A 16,816-nucleotide genomic window follows, 5' to 3' on the forward strand; every position below is an offset into this window, starting at 1 on the left:
GAGCCAGCGCTATCGCAGGCAAGCCAGCTCCCACATTTTGAGCAGTGTTGATTGGGCAGGCAGTGTTCAGCTCACAGATCTCACTGACACCGCTACCCCTGTGGGAGCTGTCGAGCTTTAGCGAGGCTGCGAAGGCGGCGGCACTGCTGGCAGAGATGTTGCCTGACCCAGCGCTATCGCAGGCAAGCCAGCTCCCCCATTTTGACGGTGTTCACAGATCAAACTGTGTGGCGCAGGCTTCTGTGGGAGCTGGCTTGCCTGCGATGCAGGCGCCGCGGTCTGTCAGTTGAACCGCAGTTGTTCTGTATCCCCCAAAAGCCCAGGATCTGTGTCTATCGACCGAGCCTTGTGCTCGTTAGCCTTGGGCCACGTTAACTGACGACCGAGCCCCCCATGGACCTTACCGCCGTACCCTTTGGCACCACCGACTGGTCAACCATCGAGCCTGTTACCTATCCCGGCGAAACCGGCAGCGCTGTGTGGCGCACCTGCCATTTCGGCACCACCCGTGTGCGCCGGGTGGAGTACACCGCAGGCTACCAGGCGGATCACTGGTGCAAGCGCGGGCATGTTCTGCTGTGCCTGGAAGGCGAGCTGCACACGGAGCTGGAAGACGGCCGCCAGTTCACACTGACGGCCGGGATGAGTTACCAGGTAGGCAACGACATGGAGGCGCACCGGTCTTTCACCACCGGCGGGGCGAAGCTGTTTATCGTCGACTAGCCCTTAGTGCATCTTGCTGTGGTCCATGCCATCCAGGCCACGGGCCGGGGCCTTGACTTCAATGGTCTGTTTCTCGCCCTTGGCGTTCTCGACGGTCAGGGTCAGCGGCACCTGGTCACCCTCCTTGATCTGGCCGGTCAGGCCCATCAGCATCACGTGGTAACCGTTGGGGTCGAGGGTGACCGCCTTGCCGGCGGGCAGCGCCACCGAGTCCACCGGGCCCATGTGCATCACGTCGTCCTTCATGCTCATCTCATGGATCTGCACGTCCTTCGCCGCCGGCGTCGCCACGCTCAGCAGCTTGCTGTCGCTGTCGGCGGTGACGGTCATGAACGCGCCGCTCGACGGCTGGCCCGGCACGGTGGCGCGCACCCAGGCGTCGGTCACTTGCACCTGGGCACTGGCGTGGGCGGCGAGGGTCAGCAGGGTGAGGCCGAATGTCAGGCGCTTGAGGTGTTGAACGGCAGTCATTAGCAGACCTCCATGACGGTGAGCAGGTCTTCTGCGCACTCTTTAGCGGTAAGGGATGCCTGCAGCCCCAGGCGCAGGTTGCCACGGGTGTCGAAGACAAAACTGGTGGCGGTGTGGGACAGGGTGTAGGTGTCGCCGGCGGGGATCTTTTCATAAAAGATCCCGAACTCCTTGGCAGCCACGGCGATTTCTTCCGGGGTGCCGTACAGCGCTTCGAAGCTGGGGTCGAAGGCCTTGACGTACTTGTCGAGGATTTCCGGTGTGTCGCGCTCGGGGTCGAGGGTGATGAACACCACTTGCATGATCTCGCCGTCGCGGCCCATCAGTTTCTTGGCCTGGGCGGCGCGGGCCAGGGTGGTCGGGCACACGGCCGGACACTGGGTGAAGCCGAAGAACACCACCGGCATCAGGCCACGGAACGAGCTCAGGGTGACGGTTTCGCCGTCGGTGTTCTTGAGCTTGAAGGTGCGGCCCATGATCTTGTCACTGAGGTCCTTGCCGTACTTGAAGTTCAGCTTGGGGCTGTAGTCACAGCCGCCCAGCAGGCTGCCCAGGCCTAACAGGCCCATGCCGGTCAGCACTTTGCGGCGGGTGAATAACGTACTCATCAACTGCGCATCCTGTGAAACGCCTGCATTGCTCTGGATCTACACATCAGGCTTTGAAAAGGAGTAAAGGAGGAGGGCGCCAAGTCTACCAACCCCAGCCGGCCCGCGTAACGTGCGACGTTCTGCCACAGGGGCGCGCCGTGCTTCATCTCGGTGCGCCTGTGGTGGTAGAGTCGCCGCCATGAAATTGCGCCCTCCCGACCGCTCGCTCATCGCCTGGACCCTGTACTTCTGCGTGCTGATGAACCTGTTCGTGTGCGGTTTGGGCCATGGGCAGATGATGGGCCTGGAGCTCAACGGCATCGGCGGGCAGTTCTGTTCGGTGGAAGGCAGCCAGCCGATTTCCGACAAAGGGTTGGGTAACCCGTCTTCCAGCAACATCTCGAACTACTTTGCCTGCCCGGTGTGCAACGCTCTCACCGTCGCCCTGGTGTTCCTGGTCGGTCTTGCCTGGCTGCTGGGCCTTGGGCAAACCCCGCGCCCGGCCCATGAGCGGCGCAACAAGGCGCCGCCGCGCTATTCCTGGCCCTCGGCCAACCCCCGCGCTTCCCCCGCATTCTGACGTGTGCCTTGGGCTGCCTGTGATCAGGCGGCGTTCTATCGTCACGACTGTGAGTGCGTTTGATGAATCACCTATTGCCTGCCGGTGCCAGCCGCCTGGTCAGCAAGGCGTCCCGGCGCCTGCACCTGGAGCCGGCGCTGCCCGACTACCCAAGCAATTCCCGCTGCTTCGTGCACCTCGATGCACGGCTGTTGCCCCATTGGCACACCTTGTTCGACATCTGCCCGGCGCTGCTCAAACTCGACCCGCCCGAGGGCTTGAACCTGTTCCGCAGCTTCATGACCTGGGCCTATCGCCACCGGCCCCCGCTGGACTGGACCTATCACGTCAATGTCTGCCGCTGGCTGCTGGGCTCGCCGTATCGGGCGCAGATTGACGATGAGCCGATCGAAGCCTTCATGGCGGCTGCGGCGGCGTGCTGGATCAATGCCGATACCAGCCAGGCCAGTGGCGTGGTCCTGACTTGGCAAGGCGCAACCGTGTTCGACTGGAAGGACGCGCCCCGCTCGGACGTCGAACACCAGGCCTTGCCAGGCACCGAATGGGACTTCGCCTGGTGCCCGCTCAACGCGCAGGGGGCGTTCTGCGGTTGGCGGCCATTGCCTTGAGATTGTTACGCAACCGGTAAAAGTGAATGACGGTTTCCCCGGCTGTTTCCCGCGCGGCCGAGGCTATACCGTGCGCGCTCCCGTTAAATGCAGCACCACCCGACTGGCAAAGAACAGGGCCGGGCTGCGACGGGATCGCCTCATTTATCTTACGGAGCCTTCATGAATCACAAGACTTGCCTGGCCCTCGCCGTTTCCCTGGGGGCCGCGCAACACGTTGCCGCGTCCGGTTTTATCGACGACAGCAAAGCCAGCCTCGACCTGCGCAACTTCTACTACAACCAGGACACCCGCAACGCCCGGGGCGCGTCGGACAAGGAGTGGGGCCAGGCGTTCATGTTCAACTACCAGTCCGGCTTCACCGAAGGCACCGTCGGCTTCGGCCTGGACCTGCAGCAGATGCTTGGCGTGCGCCTGGACGCCTCGGGCCGCGCCGGCAAGGCCGGTGCCGACAACACCCCCGGCAGCGTCTTCCCGCTGGACGACGGCAAGGCCGCCCATGACTTCAGCAAGACCGGCGTCACCGGCAAGATGCGCATCGCGCAGACCCAGCTCAAGGTCGGCAACCTGCAACCCAAGTTGCCGGTACTGACCACCGAAGACGGCCGCCTGCTGCCCCAGACCTTTCGCGGTTACCAACTTGACTCCAAAGACTTCCAGGACTTCAACCTGATCGCCGGCAAGCTTGAGCGCGTCGTCGACCGCAACTCCAGCAACGGCCAGGGGATGTCGATTGCCGGCGCCAATGACCCGGTCAAGGGCAAGGCGAGCAACCAGTTCTACTACGGCGGCGTGGACTATGCCGTCAGCAAGCAACTGCAAGTGCAGTACTACTACGCCAACCTGGAGAACTTCTACCAGCAGCATTTCTTCGGCCTGGTGCACAACTGGCAACTGCCGGTGGGCCAGTTCAAAAGCGACCTGCGCTACTTCTACAGCACTGCCGACGGCAAGAACGCCAGCGCAGCGGGGCGCGATGAAGGCTACGTCAGCGCCGGTTACTACGGCCCCGGCGTCAACACCGGCAAGGTCGACAACCGCCTGTGGAGCGCGTTGTTTACCTATGCCTTGAGCGGGCATTCGGTCAGCCTCGGCTACCAGAAAACCACCGGTGAAAGCGACTTCCCCCATATCAACCAGGGCCAGGGCCGTTCGCTCTACCTGATCACCAATTCGCAGTCGCTGAAATTCGTCAATGCCGGCGAGCAAGCCACCGTCGGCAGCTATGCCTACGACTTTGCCGGCCTCGGTGTACCGGGCCTGCGTTCCAGCGTCACCTATATCCATGGCAGCCACATCCGCACGGCAACGCGCGACAACAGTGAATGGGAGCGTGACCTGCGCGTGGATTACGTGATTCCCACGGGCACCTTCAAAGGCCTGGGCCTGACCTGGCGCAGCGCGGTACTGCGCGGCAACGACACGGCGGACAAGGACGAGACGCGGCTGATTGTCAGCTACAGCATCCCGCTGCTGTAACCGCTTGACCGGCATCAAGGTGTGGCCGCGTCCAAGGCGCGACACTGGAGGCCCGGCGCGACCTGCGAGGCCTCCATGCTTTACCTGCTGCTTCTCCTGGCCCACCTGTTCGCCGCGCTGATCTTTATCGGCACGGTGTTTTTTGAAGTGTTGATCCTGGCCCACCTGCATCGGCACCTGCCGGCGCGGGTGATGGTGCAGGTCGAACAAGGCGTCGGCCAGCGCGCCCGGGCGTTGATGCCCTGGGTGTTGCTGGTGCTGTTCGGCGCGGGCATCGGCATGGTCTGGCTGCGTTATCGGCCGATACTGGCGGCACCGCTTGCCAGCGCTTTCGGCACGTTGCTGAGCCTCAAGCTGATCCTCGCGGCCAGCGTGTTGCTGCACTTCGTGCTGACCATGCTGCGCATGCGCCGTGGGCGTGTCAGTGCGCGGTACCTGCGTTTTATCCACCTCAGCCTGTTCGCGCACATGGTTGCGATTGTGCTGTTGGCCAAGAGCATGTTTTACCTGAGCTGGTAAAGCCCTTGATGCATATCAAGGGGCGCCCTGATGTCGCACCGGACAATGGCTCACCGTCCATGGAGGAGCCCGTCATGCGCAGCGTCATTTCTCTCGATGTGGTGCGTACCCTACGCAGCAGCCGACAACGCCAGCGCCCCCTGGCGTTGACCTTGCATTGGCCGGCCGGCACGGCGAACGATGCCTGCCGGCGCAGCCTGGCCGAGGAGGCGCAATGGATCGGCAGGCACCTTGACCAGCGCCAGCCCGTGGCGCATTTCCAGTGGCGCGGAGCAGCGGCCGTCGCCGAGGTGCAGGCGCTGATGGGCACCCTGCATGCCCGCTTCAATTTTTTCGAGCGCGACCGCGGCGACTACGCCATTGATCTTGCGCCCCGGCACACCGATTGGGCGAGCGTCGGCCTGCTGCGCGAGCTGGGTTTCAACCACGTCTGCATCAGCGCGCCCGATGCCGGCGCCGAGGGCGAACCCTCCCCGTTGTGCTACCGCAACCCCGCACCGATCCAGTCGTTGATCGATGCGGCGCGTACCTTCGATTTTCGTTCAGTGAGTGTCGACCTGGGCTACGGCGCGGCCTGGCAGACCCTGGCCAGCTTTGAGTCCAAGCTCGACAGCCTGATCACCCTGGAGCCGGATCGATTGCACCTGTTCGACTACGCCCGTCCGCCTCGGCGGTACCGCGCGCAACCGACGCAAGCCCATAGCGGCAGCATGCGTCAGCTGAGTTTTGAACGCCTGGTGGCGGCGGGTTACCACTACATCGGCCAGGGGCAGTTTGCCCGCAGCGACGATGAGTTCACCCAGGCCCAGCAACGCGGGAAACTGCGCCGTACCGGCGAAGGGTTCACGGTACACGGTGACTGTGACCATATCAGCCTGGGCGACACACTCCTGTGGTGAACGGCCTTGCTGGAGGAAGGGAACTTGTTGTGGCGAGGGAGCTTGCTCCCGCTGGAGTGCGTAGCGCTCCCAAAAAAGCCGGCTCCAGCTGCGCTGTCGAGCGGGAGCAAGCTCCCTCGCCACAGTTGATCGTTAACAGGCCTCAGTGCGACGTGCCTTCGGCAAACTCAATCTTGTTGCCCACGTTGTACTTGCCCGACGGCTTGTTCATCGGCAGATGCTTGATCTCCTCAAGCGTCTGGCTGTCGTACACGATCAGTGCGCCGTCGCTGGCCCAGATGCTCAGCAGTACGTAGCGCCCATCGCGGGTGAATTCCACGTGGGCAGCGGTCTTGCCGGGGACCGGGCGCAGGGTGTGGGCGATTTCCAGGGTCTGTTTGTCGATCAAGTGGATGGCATCGTTGTCCGGGCCGAAAAACACATCGCTCCACACATAGCGCGAGTTGACATGGCTGCGCATGAAAAAGCCCGGGCCCAGGGTGGGAATCTGTTTGATCAGTTTCCAGGTGACGGGGTCGAGCACGCTGATTTGCCCTTGGCTGATATTCGGCGTGGCGAACACCCACTGGCCGTTGCGCCGCCAATAGGTGCCGGAGCCCAGGTGCGGCATGCCCGCCAGCGGGATGTCCGTGACCACGGCGCCTGAATCCAGATCGATCACCTGGCCGCCCCCGGCCTTGCGTGACGTGGCGAGCAACTGGCGGTAATCCGGGGTGAACGAGAAGTCATCGAGCACGTCACGGGCCGCGATGCGCCGGGGTTCGAAGGTGGGGTTGCGGGCGGCATAGGACAGCTCCCACACCTCGTTCACGTCCTTGAGCGCCACCACAAAACTGTTGCGCGGCGGTGCGGTATACACGGCGCTGACCCGTGAGCCGGTGGGCAGTGTCTTGACCAGCGACAAATCCCGCGCATCGAGCACCACCAGGTTGCCCGGCAGGTAGTTGCCCACCAGCACCCAGCGCCCATCCTTGCTCACCGCGAGGTTGCGGGTGTTGAGCCCGGCGCGGGTCTCGGCGATCAGGGTGAGGTTGTGCAGGTCGTACAGGCTGATCCAGCCGTCCCGCGAGGCGAAATACACGAAGCGTCCATCCGGCGAGAACTTGGGCCCGCCGTGCACGGCAAAGTGGCTGGCGAAGCGGTCCAGCACGGTGAAACGATCACCGTCGAGGATGTCGATGTGATGGTCGCCGGACTCCACCACCACGAACAGGTTGAGCGGGTCGGCGTGGTGTTGCGGGGTGGTCGGCAACTGGCGCAGGTCGGCCAGCAGGCGGTGGCTGTTGCCGATGTCTTGTGCCGCCCAGCTGACCGGCGTGGCGGGCGGCTGTTGCAGGAAGTCTGCCAGGGCGTCGATCCGTGCCGCACTCAGTTGCGCTGCAAAGGCGGCCATCTGGCTGGCCGCGCGGCCCTGTGCGATGACCTTTCGAACCTCCTCCGGCTTGATCCGCCCGAGGCTTTCCGGCAGCAGCGCCGGGCCGCTGGCGCCGATGCGATTGAGGCCATGGCAGCTCTCGCAGTACTGGTGGTAGTCCTCGGCCGGCGTGCCATGGGCGGCGCTGGCCCACAGCAATGGCAGCAGCCACAGGCGTTTCATGGCGCCACCGCTGCGCGGGGCGCCGACAGGCTGGCCGGGTAGTGCAGGGCGGCGTCGGCAAACAGGTCTACCACCGCGCCGATCACCGTCAGGGTCGGCACGCCGGGTTCGCAGGCGGCGGCCAGGGCCGGCAACTCACGCAAGGTGCCACGGGCCACGTGCTGGTCGGCACGTGCACCGTTGCTGATCAGCGCCGCCGGCGTATCGCCCGGCAAGCCAGCGGCCACCAGGTGTTCGGCGATCAGCGCCAGGTTCGCCAGGCCCATGTAGAACACCAGGGTTTGGCTCGGCTCCGCGAGGCTGGCCCACGGCAGTTTCAAGGCGCCGTCGCGTTGCAAATGCCCGGTGACGAAGCGGCAGGAGTTGACCAGGTCGCGGTGGGTCAGCGGGATCCCCGCGTAGGCGCTGCACCCGGACGCCGCGGTGATGCCCGGCACCACCTGGCAGGGAATGTCGCGCGCGAGCAGATATTCCAGCTCCTCGGCGCCGCGCCCGAAGATGAACGGGTCACCACCCTTGAGGCGCACCACGCGCTGACCCTGCTCGGCCAACTCCGCCAGCAGTGCGTTGAGTTGCGCCTGGGGCAGGCTGTGGTAGCCGCTGGCCTTGCCCACGTAGTGACGCGCGCAGGTGAGGGGGATCAGGCTCAGCAGTTCGGCGCTGATCAAGCGGTCGAACACCACCGCGTCGGCCTGCATCAACAGGCTCCAGGCGCGCAGCGTCAGCAGGCGTGGGTCGCCGGGGCCGGCGCCCACCAGCGCGACTTCGCCGGGGTGGAAGGGGCTGTGCAAACTGGCGGGTAAGGCGGTCGGAAGGTGCATGAGACGTCCTTGGTTCATCATCAGGAGGGCGCCCGCGGTTGTGTCACCGGGTAGCGCACGGGATCAGGTCGAGGGGGTGGCGGGCAATCTCGGCGTCGCTCAGATAACAACCGGGGTCCGGGCCCCAGAGGTCGCCATCGGCCCAGGCGCGGGTACGCGTGTTGCCGTTGCAGATCGCCAGCCAGCGGCACTCGGTACAGCGCCCGCCGATCTGCCGCGGGTGCTCGCGCAGGCGCAGCAGCAACGGGTCGGGCTGGTCCAGCCAGAGGTGGCGGAAGCTGGTATTGCGCACGTTGCCCACCGAGTGTTGCCACCAGTAGGTGTCCGGGTGCACTTCGCCGGTGTTGTCGATATTGGCGATGCCGCAACCCGACGCATTGCCGCCCCAGTCATGTAGCAGGTGTTCCAGCTGCGGGTAGTGCTCGGGCAGGTGGCGGTGCACCCATTGCAGCAACAGGATGGCGTCGGCGTCGTTGTTGCCGCTGACGAAGTCGCTGGCCACACCGTGTTCGATGTCGTGCCAGGCCTGCTGGAAAATCAGCGTCATCGCATCGCGACCCATCTGGCGGTGGGCGTCCAGCAGGCGACTGCGCTTGCCGCGTCCGCTGTAGTTGAGGTGCGACAGGTAGAACTTCTGCACGTCGTAGCTGCGCATCAGCGCCAGCAGTTGCGGCAACTGGGCATGGTTGGCCTGGGTCAGCGTGGTACGCAGGCCCACGCGAATGCCGGCTTCCCGGCACAGGCGGATGGCGTGCAGCGAGCACCGGAAACTGCCGTGCATCTGCCGGAACGCATCGTGGGTTGCCTCCAGCCCATCGATGCTGATGCCGACGTAGTCGTAGCGGGCGTCGGCGATCTGCTGGATGTTGTGCTCGTCGATCAGCGTGCCGTTGGTCGACAGCGCGACGAAAAAGCCTTTTTGCCGGGCGTAGGCGCTGAGCTGGAACAGGTCCTCGCGCAGCAACGGTTCGCCGCCGGACAAGATCAACACGCGCACCCCGGCCGCGTGCAAATCGTCGATCACCCGCAGCGCCGTGGCGGTGTCCAACTCATCGCGAAACACGCTGTCGGCGCTGGTGGCGTAACAGTGTTTGCAGGTGAGGTTGCAGCGGCGCAACAGGTTCCAGATCACCACCGGCGGGCGATCACCGCCCGGTGTCGAGGCGCGAGGCGGCGGGCATTGGCCGGCCACTGTGCGCAAGTACTGACTGATCCGCAGCATGGCAACTCCTTAGTGCGAGGGGGGCAGGCGCAGGCCGGTTTTTTTCAGGATGCGGCTGCTCACCAGCATCTCGTCGGCGCGGCAGGCATCGCCCAGCAGGTAGCGCAGGTGTTCGCGGTAGCTGTCGATTTCTTCGCGGCTGCGCCCATGCACCATGGCGAACAGGTTGTACGGCCAATCCGGGCGGCGTGGGCGGCGGTAGCAATGGCTGACGAAGGGCTGCGCGCCCAGCAGTTCACCCAGGCGCGGCATCTGCGCATCGGCCACGTCCCACACGGTCATGCCGTTGTGCCGATAACCGAGGCGGTAATGATTGGGCACCGCGGCGATGCGGCGGATCGCACCTTCGGCTTGCAGGCGCTTGAGCAAGTCCAGGGTCGATTCGACGCTGATGCCCAATTGCTCGGCGAGCCAGGCCCAGGGATCTTCCACCAGCGGTAGGCCGCTCTGGGTCAGGGCGATCAGGCGCAGGGCCAGGGCGTTGTCAGACCGGGAAATACAGACCGACATGGTAGGTGTGCTCCTTCGGCAGGTTGAGCACCGCCAGCCCCGTGAGGGCTTCGATGCGGGACAGGGCCTGTGCCAGCTCCGGGGCGCTGGCGCAGGCCAGCACGAACCACATGTTCCAGGGGTGCTCGCGGCGGTAGTTGTGGGCCACTTGCGGCAGGTCGTTGAGTTGCGCCGCTACTGTCTCGAATCGCGCTTCGGGCACGGCCAGGGCGGCGAGGGTAAAGGCGCCGCCCAGTTGCTCGATGTCAAACATCGGGCCGAAGCGCGTGAGCACGCCGTCTTCAAGCAAGTCATGCAGGCGATCGAGTATTTCGCAGGGGCGGCTCGCCAACTCCTGTGCCAGTTGCTGCCAGGGTTGGCGCACCAGCGGCAGGCCGTGTTGCAGGCGGTTGATCAGGCGGCGGTCGAGGTCATCCATGGGCCCATACCTGGGACGGTGGCGGCGCAAAACGCCCGCCGCATTGTTTGTAGGCACGGGTACTGAACAGCACGTGGTGGGGCAGGTCACTCAGCTGTTGCTGTTCCAGCACCGCGTGGATATGCGTCACGACCTCCTCGCGCTCACGGCCATGCACCATGCAGAACAGGTTGTAGCGCCACAGTGGCAGGCGGCGCGGGCGCTGGTAACACAGGTTGATGCGCGGCGCGCGGCCCAGGCGCGTGCCCACTTCATCCACCAGCGCATCCGGCACGTCGAGCACCAGCATGGCGTTGGCGACAAAACCCAGGGCGCGGTGGTTGAGGACCAGGCCGACACGGCGGAACAGGCCTTGCTCCTGCCATTGCTGCATCTGCTGCAACACTTGGTCGTGATGGGCGCCGATGCGCTCGGCGAGGTCGTCGTAGGGCCGCGTGACCACCGGCAAGCCCCGCTCCAGGCACTGGCGTAGGTCGAGCATTTGCTCGTGGTTCAGAGGCGTGATCACGGGTGGGCTCCCAGGGAGAACCCGAGATCGATGCGGTAGGCGGTGAGCATTGGCAAATCCAGGGGGCGCAGGCCGGTGTCTTTCTCCAGCTCGCCAAGGATTTGTTCCAGGTGCTGGCGGTGCGGCCCGGTGAGCACGAACCACAGGTTGTAATGGTGCTCGCGGCCATAGTTGTGATTGACCTCCGGGTACTGGCTGACCCGTTGGGCCACCTGTTCCAGGCGTTCGAGCGGCACCGCCAGGGCGGCGAGGGTGCTGGCGCCGGCGCGAGTGTGCTCGAACACCGGGCCGATGCGCGAGAGGGCGCCGGCCAGTTCCAGGCGTTGCAGGCAGGCCATCACCTCGGCTTCGCGGCAGCCCAGCACCTGGGCCATTTCCCGATAGGGCTCGGCGCACAGCGGCATGCCGTGCTGGTAGCGTTCGATCAATTGCTGGCTGAGCAGGTCAAGGTCCATCTCAATACCCCATTTTTTGCGCGCGGCTGCTGAAGAAAATTCCACTGGGGCTCAAGGCCGGCAAGGTCTTGAGCAGGGTCAGGCGATAGGGGTCCCAGATCTGCACCTGCTCACCGTCGCGCACCGACAGCCACAGCTGCTCGCCACGCCCGGTGAACTCCATGTGCAGCACGCCGGGCCCGGGGTGCAGGTCGGCGACGATCTGGTGGGTTTGCGTGTCGAGTACCTGCACGCGATCGTTGTCCGGGTAGGCGAAGTTGACCCACAGCTGGCGTCCATCCGGCCGCGCGGTGACGAAGATCGGCTGGCCGGCCACGGCGATGGCAGCGGTCTGCTGCCAGCTGCGTGCGTCCATCACCAGGACTTGGTGGCGGCCCACGGCGGGCACGAAGGCCTGGTGGTTGGCCACGGCCCAGCCTTCGAGGTGGGGCATCTTGTACACCGGCAGTTTGGCCTGGCCACGGCCGTAGTCGGCGAGCACCCGCTTGACGCCTTGTTCCGGGTGCCACAGGTCGAGCTGGGCCATGCCGTCTTCACCGAACAGCCCGGCCATGTAGTAGCGGCCATCGGCGGTGATCAGCGCGTCGTAGGGTTGCTCGCCGATGTCCTTGAAGCGGGTGATGGTGGGCGGGGTGCCGTGGCTGAAGTCCGCGCTCCAGATCTCGCCCGTGTCGAACAGGCTGAACACGAAGCGCTGGCCGGGGGCGTCCACCAGGCCCACCACCCGTGAGCGTTTGCCGTCCGGCAGCGCGGTGGCGGGGATGTCGGCGACCAGGGCCAGGGTGGCGGCATCAAACACCTTGACCCCGCCGGGCAGGTAGTTGGACACGGCAATCAGGCGCCCATCCTGGCTGATCGCGCCGCCAATGCTGTTGCCGCCCTGGATGATGCGTTTTTCGATGCGTTGGCCCAGCAGGTCAACCTTGGTCAGCCCGCCGTCGCGGCCAAACACATAGGCGTAGCGCTGGTCGCGGGAAAACACCACCGAGGCGTGGGACAGGTCGCCCAGGCCATCGAGGCGTGCCAGTGCGGTCATGCCGCTGGTTTCAATGATTTGCACACTGGCGCTGGCGCGTTCGATCACCACGCCCAGGTCGCCGCTGCCGCGCAACGTTGGCTGGGTGCAGGCGCCGAGCAACAGGCACAGGGATAAACACAGGGGACGGATCATGGCGCGAGGCTTCCTTGCAAGAGGCGGTCGACCAGCCAGGCGATCTCACTGGCGCTGAGCAGCGGCGCCCAGCCAGGCATCGCGCGGGTCGGGCGGCCATAGGTCACGGTGGCGATCAGGCTGTCACGGCTTTGTCCGGCCAGGGCCTGGGGCGTCAGTGGCGGGCCAAGGCCGCCGGTCAGGTACAGGCCGTGGCAGGCGCCGCAGTCCTGGGTCAGCAGGTGCTCCAGGCGTAGGGCATCCACTGCTGCATTGACGGGCGCGGGAATGAGTAGGAGCAGCGCCACGGCCGAACCGATCATCGAAACTTGCATGGCGTGCTCCTTGGGGTTATTTCAAGGTCAGGATCCAGGTGGCCAACGTCTTCGCTTCGGCATCCGTCACCTGGTTCGGCGGCATCGGGATCGGTCCCCAGTTGCCCTGGGTGCCGTTCTGGATATGGCTGGCGAGGGTGACGGCGGCGTCTTTCACCGCCGCGTTCTTGGCGGCGACCTCCTTGAGCGACGGCCCGATCAGTTTGCTGTCGATGCTGTGGCAGGCCGCGCAAGGTTTGCTCTTGAACAGCGCCGGGCCATCCTCGGCGAGGGCCGGTTGCAGGCCGATAAAGGCGGTGCTGGCGAGCAATGCGAGGAGCATATTTTTCATGGCGGGTTCTCTTGTTGATGCGGCTCAATAAATGTCGTGTTGGGTGTTGAACACGTTGAACTTGCCGGTCGGTGTGATCAGGCGCTTGTCCTTGATCACCTGCTTGAGCTTGAGGGTCTTGTCGTCGATCACCACCAGCGCCGACTCCTCGGTCTGGCCGTTCCACACCGAGAACCACACCTCGTCACCAGCCTTGTTGTATTCCGGTTGCACCACACGCAGTGCGCCTTGCTTGATGCCCGAGTACTCGGCGATCGGCAGTACGCTGTAGCCCTTGTCGAGGTGGTTGATGTCGAATACCGCCACCGACTGGCTGAGCTTGGCGTCGGGGTTGAGGGTGGTATCGACGTAGAGGTGGTGGGAATTGGGGTGGGTCTTGATAAACAGCGAGCCGCCCCCTTGGCCGGTGAGCGATGCCACCTGTTTCCAGGCGTATTGCGCGTGCTTGATCGGGTCGGTGCCGATCACCGAGATCCCGCCATCGCCCAAGTGGCTGGTGGCCCACACCGGCCCGTATTGCGGGTGCACGAAGTTGGCGCCACGCCCGGGGTGTGGGGTCTTGCCGACGTCCACCAGGGCGGCGAGGGTGCGCTGCCTGGAGTCGATCACCGCGACCTTGTTCGAGTTGTTGGCCGCCGTGAGGAAGTAGCGATGGGTGCTGTCCCAACCGCCGTCATGCAGGAACGGCGCGGCGTCGATGGTGGTGATGGTGAGGTTCTTGATGTCCTGGTAATTGACCAGCATGACCTTGCCGGTTTCCTTGACGTTGACGATGAACTCCGGCCATTCGTGGGACGCGATGATCGCCGCTACGCGCGGTTCGGGGTGGTACTCCTGCTTGTCCACAGTCATGCCACGGGTCGAGACGATCTGCTTGGGCTCCAGGGTTTCGCCGTCCATGATCGTGAACTGCGGCGGCCAGTAGGAGCCGGCGATGGTGTATTTGTCCTCGAAGCCCTTGAACTTGGAGGTTTCCACCGAGCGCGCTTCGATGCCGACCTTGATCTCGGCGACCTTGGTCGGCTCGGCGGGCCACAGGTCGATCATGTCGATCTTGGCATCGCGGCCGATCACCAGCAGGTAGCGGCCCGAGGCGGAAATCCGCGAGATGTGCACGGCGTAGCCGGTGTCGATCAGCTTGACGATCTGCTTGGTGTCGCCATCGATCAGGGCGATCTTGCCGTCGTCGCGCAGGGTCACGGAAAACAGGTTTTCCAGGTTGAGTTTATTCAGCTGGCGCTGCGGCCGGTCTTCAGGCTTGACCAGCACTTTCCAGGTCTTGAGCGTCTCGGCCATGCCCCATTCGGGCGGGGTGGGCGCGGTGTGCTGGATGAAGCTGGCCATGCTGCTGATCTGGCTTTTGGTCAGCGCATTGGAGGTGCCCCAGTTCGGCATGCCGGCGGGGGAACCGTAGGTGATCAGCGCTTCCAGATAGGCCTGGCCACGGGATTGGGTGATGTCCGGGGTCAGCGGTTTACCGGTGGCGCCCTTGCGCAGCACGCCGTGACAGCCGGCGCAGCGTTCGAAGTAAATCTGCTTGGAGGCGTCGAAGTCGGCCTGGCTCATGTCCGGCGCACCGGCGGTTTTCACCACGGCAGGCGTGGCCGCGCCATGGGCGCTCAAGGGCAGGGCGAGGGCCAGCGCGCAGCTCAGGCTGGCGAGGCTCAGGGTGAAGGTTTTTCTGTGGCGAGTCAGCATTCCATTTACTCCTCAGGCGAGACCTTTGCGGTGCCGCGCAACGGGGTGCGGGGCGCAGGTTCTTAGTGCCCGGCCAGACTATGGCGAGGTGTTGGAATGCTCGCTTGACGGCGATCAAGTTTGCCTTGGGTAGCGCTTGCCAGGTTGTCGCAGGCGCCCTTAGCGTGGCCGCAAATCTGCTTTGGATGTGTGTGATGACCGAGCCGTTCTATCAACCCGTCGACAATGAATGCCTGCTGTTCGAACACGCCTGGCGCCACCGCATGCCGGTGCTGATCAAGGGCCCCACCGGCTGCGGCAAGACCCGCTTTGTGCAGCATATGGCGCACCGCCTGCAGTTGCCGCTGTACACCGTGGCCTGTCACGACGACCTTAGCGCCGCCGACCTGGTTGGCCGCCATTTGATCGGTGCGCAGGGCACCTGGTGGCAGGACGGCCCGCTGACCCGCGCGGTGCGCGAAGGCGGCATCTGCTACCTCGACGAAGTGGTCGAGGCGCGCCAGGACACCACTGTGGTCCTGCACCCGGTGGCCGACGACCGCCGCGAGTTGTACCTGGAACGCACGGGGGAAGTGGTCAAGGCGCCACCGTCGTTCATGCTGGTGGTGTCGTACAACCCCGGATACCAGAACCTGCTCAAGGGCATGAAACCCAGCACCCGCCAGCGCTTCGTGGCCATGCGCTTCGACTATCCGGCGGCTACGGACGAAGCGCGCATCGTCGCCCAGGAGGCCCAGGTGGACAGTGCGCTGGCGGCTGAAGTGGTGCGCTTGGGCCAGGCGTTGCGGCGTCTCGATCAACACGATCTGGAGGAAGTCGCCTCCACGCGCCTACTGATCTTCACCGCCCGCCTGATCGCCGCCGGCATGCCACCGCGCGAAGCCTGCCTGGCCTGCCTGGCCCAGGCCCTGAGCGACGACCCGCAAACCGTCGCGGCACTGATGGACGTGGTGGATGTGCACTTTGCCTGAATCACGGCGCCTGCCGGGCGACTTGGCGATGTGGTTTTTCATCCTCGCCGAGCTGACGGTGTTTGCGATTTTGATCCTCGCATTTGTGGTGACGCAGCGCCTTGAACCCGAAGTGTTTGCCCTGGGTCGCAGCCAGCTGGACAGCTCCACCGGGCTGGCGATGACCGTGAGCCTGCTGACCGCCGGCTTGCTTGCCGCGCTGGGGTTGCAGCAGGTGCGTGTGCAGCAATCGCGGCGCGGTGCCGCCTTGTTTGTGGCGGCCCTGCTGGTAGCGCTGGTGTACGTGGCGATCAAGCTCGGCGAATACGCCCACCTGGCAGGTGTTGGGCTGGGCTTGGAGTACAGCCGGTTCTTTACCTTGTACTGGATGCTCACGGGGTTTCATTTTTTGCATGTGCTGTTGGGCATGCTGATCCTCGGCTGGCTGGCCGTTGCCTGCTGGCGGGGAAGGGTGGCAGTGAGCGGGGTGGAGTCGGGGGTGTTGTACTGGCACATGGTGGACCTGGTGTGGGTGGTGTTGTTTCCGGTGGTGTATGTGATGGGGTGAGGGACCGATGAGCGCGTCGCAGGGGTTGCTGGTGTGTTGGGTGCTGCTGGTATCGCTGAGCGCCGGGACGGTGCTGGCGGGCGCTGCGGGGTTGTGGCTGGTGGTGCTGCTGTTGGCGGCCTCCAAGGCGTGGCTGATTGCGGACGGGTTTATGGAGCTGCGGCATGCGCCCTGGCGGTGGCGCCTGATGCTGTTGGGATGGGCTGTGGTGCTGGTGCTGCTTATCGGAGTTATCTGCTGACAGCGTTAATCAGTGGCTCGTTCATGTAGGCGATTTCCTGCTCATTTGTACTTCACTTCCGAAACATGAGTTATGCCCCGGACACTGCCTTACCCCCTATGCAGTGCCTTCCTATAGTCGTGCGCCACAGTCTTGGAGGTGCA

22 protein-coding genes are annotated in these 16,816 nt (G+C 64.6%); 9 read left to right on the forward strand and 13 right to left on the reverse strand.

Translation table 11 applies throughout. The features are described from left to right. Positions 1–393 precede the first annotated feature (393 nt). Complete coding sequence (locus tag ACZRMO_RS28350; RefSeq protein ID WP_463975021.1) at positions 394–723, forward strand: DHCW motif cupin fold protein; 330 nt, start codon at positions 394–396, stop codon at positions 721–723. Between the two features lie 3 nt (positions 724–726). Here the strand turns inward: ACZRMO_RS28350 and ACZRMO_RS28355 are convergent, their stop codons facing one another. Then, positions 727–1,194: a copper chaperone PCu(A)C gene (locus ACZRMO_RS28355; RefSeq protein WP_463975022.1), complete on the reverse strand. Its 468-nt coding sequence runs from the start codon at positions 1,192–1,194 to the stop codon at positions 727–729. Then, positions 1,194–1,802 (reverse strand): SCO family protein, encoded by a 609-nt coding sequence (locus tag ACZRMO_RS28360; protein WP_016976099.1) that lies wholly within the window; start codon positions 1,800–1,802, stop codon positions 1,194–1,196. Before ACZRMO_RS28360 ends, ACZRMO_RS28355 begins: the two co-directional genes overlap by 1 nt. Before the next feature lie 181 nt (positions 1,803–1,983). Here ACZRMO_RS28360 and ACZRMO_RS28365 point away from each other — a divergent pair, with 181 nt between their 5' ends. From ACZRMO_RS28365 to ACZRMO_RS28385, 5 genes are all read left to right on the forward strand, one after another. Beyond that, the gene (locus tag ACZRMO_RS28365; protein WP_124528442.1) at positions 1,984–2,364 is read left to right on the forward strand and encodes a DUF2946 domain-containing protein; all 381 of its coding nucleotides are present in this window, start codon (positions 1,984–1,986) and stop codon (positions 2,362–2,364) included. Positions 2,365–2,426: 62 nt separating this feature from the next. Then, positions 2,427–2,972: a putative natural product biosynthesis protein gene (locus tag ACZRMO_RS28370; protein WP_463975023.1), complete on the forward strand. Its 546-nt coding sequence runs from the start codon at positions 2,427–2,429 to the stop codon at positions 2,970–2,972. Positions 2,973–3,134: 162 nt separating this feature from the next. Continuing rightward, positions 3,135–4,451 carry an OprD family porin gene (locus tag ACZRMO_RS28375; protein ID WP_463975024.1) on the forward strand — a complete coding sequence of 439 codons (1,317 nt, stop codon included), beginning with the start codon at positions 3,135–3,137 and terminating at the stop codon, positions 4,449–4,451. Between the two features lie 75 nt (positions 4,452–4,526). Further along, on the forward strand, positions 4,527–4,970 hold the full coding sequence (locus tag ACZRMO_RS28380) for a hypothetical protein (RefSeq protein WP_463975025.1): 444 nt from the start codon (positions 4,527–4,529) through the stop codon (positions 4,968–4,970). Positions 4,971–5,044: 74 nt separating this feature from the next. Then, positions 5,045–5,869: an oxygen-independent coproporphyrinogen III oxidase gene (locus tag ACZRMO_RS28385; RefSeq protein ID WP_463975026.1), complete on the forward strand. Its 825-nt coding sequence runs from the start codon at positions 5,045–5,047 to the stop codon at positions 5,867–5,869. A 142-nt stretch (positions 5,870–6,011) separates the two neighbouring features. Here the strand turns inward: ACZRMO_RS28385 and ACZRMO_RS28390 are convergent, their stop codons facing one another. From ACZRMO_RS28390 to ACZRMO_RS28440, 11 genes are read right to left on the reverse strand one after another with little or no spacing between them, the layout of a single operon-like run. Next, a complete protein-coding gene (locus tag ACZRMO_RS28390; RefSeq protein WP_463975027.1) occupies positions 6,012–7,466 on the reverse strand; it encodes a cytochrome D1 domain-containing protein in 1,455 nt (484 codons plus the stop codon). Beyond that, positions 7,463–8,287 (reverse strand): uroporphyrinogen-III C-methyltransferase, encoded by an 825-nt coding sequence (gene cobA / locus ACZRMO_RS28395; RefSeq protein ID WP_463975028.1) that lies wholly within the window; start codon positions 8,285–8,287, stop codon positions 7,463–7,465. The genes ACZRMO_RS28390 and cobA overlap by 4 nt, the downstream gene beginning before the upstream one ends. A 43-nt stretch (positions 8,288–8,330) precedes the next feature. Further along, positions 8,331–9,509, reverse strand: a complete 1,179-nt coding sequence (nirJ, locus tag ACZRMO_RS28400) for a heme d1 biosynthesis radical SAM protein NirJ (RefSeq protein WP_463975029.1) — start codon at positions 9,507–9,509, stop codon at positions 8,331–8,333. 9 nt (positions 9,510–9,518) lie between these two features. Continuing rightward, complete coding sequence (gene ahbB / locus ACZRMO_RS28405; protein WP_463975030.1) at positions 9,519–10,019, reverse strand: siroheme decarboxylase subunit beta; 501 nt, start codon at positions 10,017–10,019, stop codon at positions 9,519–9,521. Then, the gene (locus tag ACZRMO_RS28410; RefSeq protein ID WP_463975031.1) at positions 9,994–10,437 is read right to left on the reverse strand and encodes an Lrp/AsnC family transcriptional regulator; all 444 of its coding nucleotides are present in this window, start codon (positions 10,435–10,437) and stop codon (positions 9,994–9,996) included. Before ACZRMO_RS28410 ends, ahbB (ACZRMO_RS28405) begins: the two co-directional genes overlap by 26 nt. Beyond that, a complete protein-coding gene (gene ahbB / locus ACZRMO_RS28415) occupies positions 10,430–10,918 on the reverse strand; it encodes a siroheme decarboxylase subunit beta (protein ID WP_463975067.1) in 489 nt (162 codons plus the stop codon). The genes ACZRMO_RS28410 and ahbB (ACZRMO_RS28415) overlap by 8 nt, the downstream gene beginning before the upstream one ends. A 23-nt stretch (positions 10,919–10,941) precedes the next feature. Further along, a complete protein-coding gene (locus ACZRMO_RS28420) occupies positions 10,942–11,400 on the reverse strand; it encodes an Lrp/AsnC family transcriptional regulator (protein ID WP_463975032.1) in 459 nt (152 codons plus the stop codon). A gap of 1 nt (position 11,401) precedes the next feature. Further along, positions 11,402–12,571, reverse strand: a complete 1,170-nt coding sequence (locus tag ACZRMO_RS28425; protein WP_463975033.1) for a cytochrome D1 domain-containing protein — start codon at positions 12,569–12,571, stop codon at positions 11,402–11,404. Next, the gene (locus tag ACZRMO_RS28430; RefSeq protein ID WP_463975034.1) at positions 12,568–12,885 is read right to left on the reverse strand and encodes a c-type cytochrome; all 318 of its coding nucleotides are present in this window, start codon (positions 12,883–12,885) and stop codon (positions 12,568–12,570) included. Before ACZRMO_RS28430 ends, ACZRMO_RS28425 begins: the two co-directional genes overlap by 4 nt. Before the next feature lie 16 nt (positions 12,886–12,901). Beyond that, complete coding sequence (locus ACZRMO_RS28435) at positions 12,902–13,216, reverse strand: c-type cytochrome (protein ID WP_463975035.1); 315 nt, start codon at positions 13,214–13,216, stop codon at positions 12,902–12,904. Positions 13,217–13,240: 24 nt separating this feature from the next. Continuing rightward, a complete protein-coding gene (locus ACZRMO_RS28440; RefSeq protein ID WP_463975036.1) occupies positions 13,241–14,914 on the reverse strand; it encodes a cytochrome D1 domain-containing protein in 1,674 nt (557 codons plus the stop codon). Positions 14,915–15,108: 194 nt separating this feature from the next. Here ACZRMO_RS28440 and ACZRMO_RS28445 point away from each other — a divergent pair, with 194 nt between their 5' ends. Genes ACZRMO_RS28445 through ACZRMO_RS28455 form a run of 3 tightly spaced genes read left to right on the forward strand, consistent with a single transcriptional unit; the run spans position 15,109 to position 16,673 of the window. Further along, positions 15,109–15,885, forward strand: coding sequence for an AAA family ATPase (locus tag ACZRMO_RS28445; RefSeq protein ID WP_463975037.1), 777 nt, complete (start codon positions 15,109–15,111; stop codon positions 15,883–15,885). Further along, on the forward strand, positions 15,869–16,432 hold the full coding sequence (locus ACZRMO_RS28450; protein ID WP_463975038.1) for a cytochrome c oxidase subunit 3: 564 nt from the start codon (positions 15,869–15,871) through the stop codon (positions 16,430–16,432). The genes ACZRMO_RS28445 and ACZRMO_RS28450 overlap by 17 nt, the downstream gene beginning before the upstream one ends. 7 nt (positions 16,433–16,439) lie before the next feature. Beyond that, on the forward strand, positions 16,440–16,673 hold the full coding sequence (locus ACZRMO_RS28455; RefSeq protein ID WP_463975039.1) for a cytochrome C oxidase subunit IV family protein: 234 nt from the start codon (positions 16,440–16,442) through the stop codon (positions 16,671–16,673). The last annotated feature ends 143 nt before the right edge of the window (positions 16,674–16,816 follow it).

The sequence above is a fragment of the Pseudomonas sp. B611 genome (assembly GCF_055407965.1).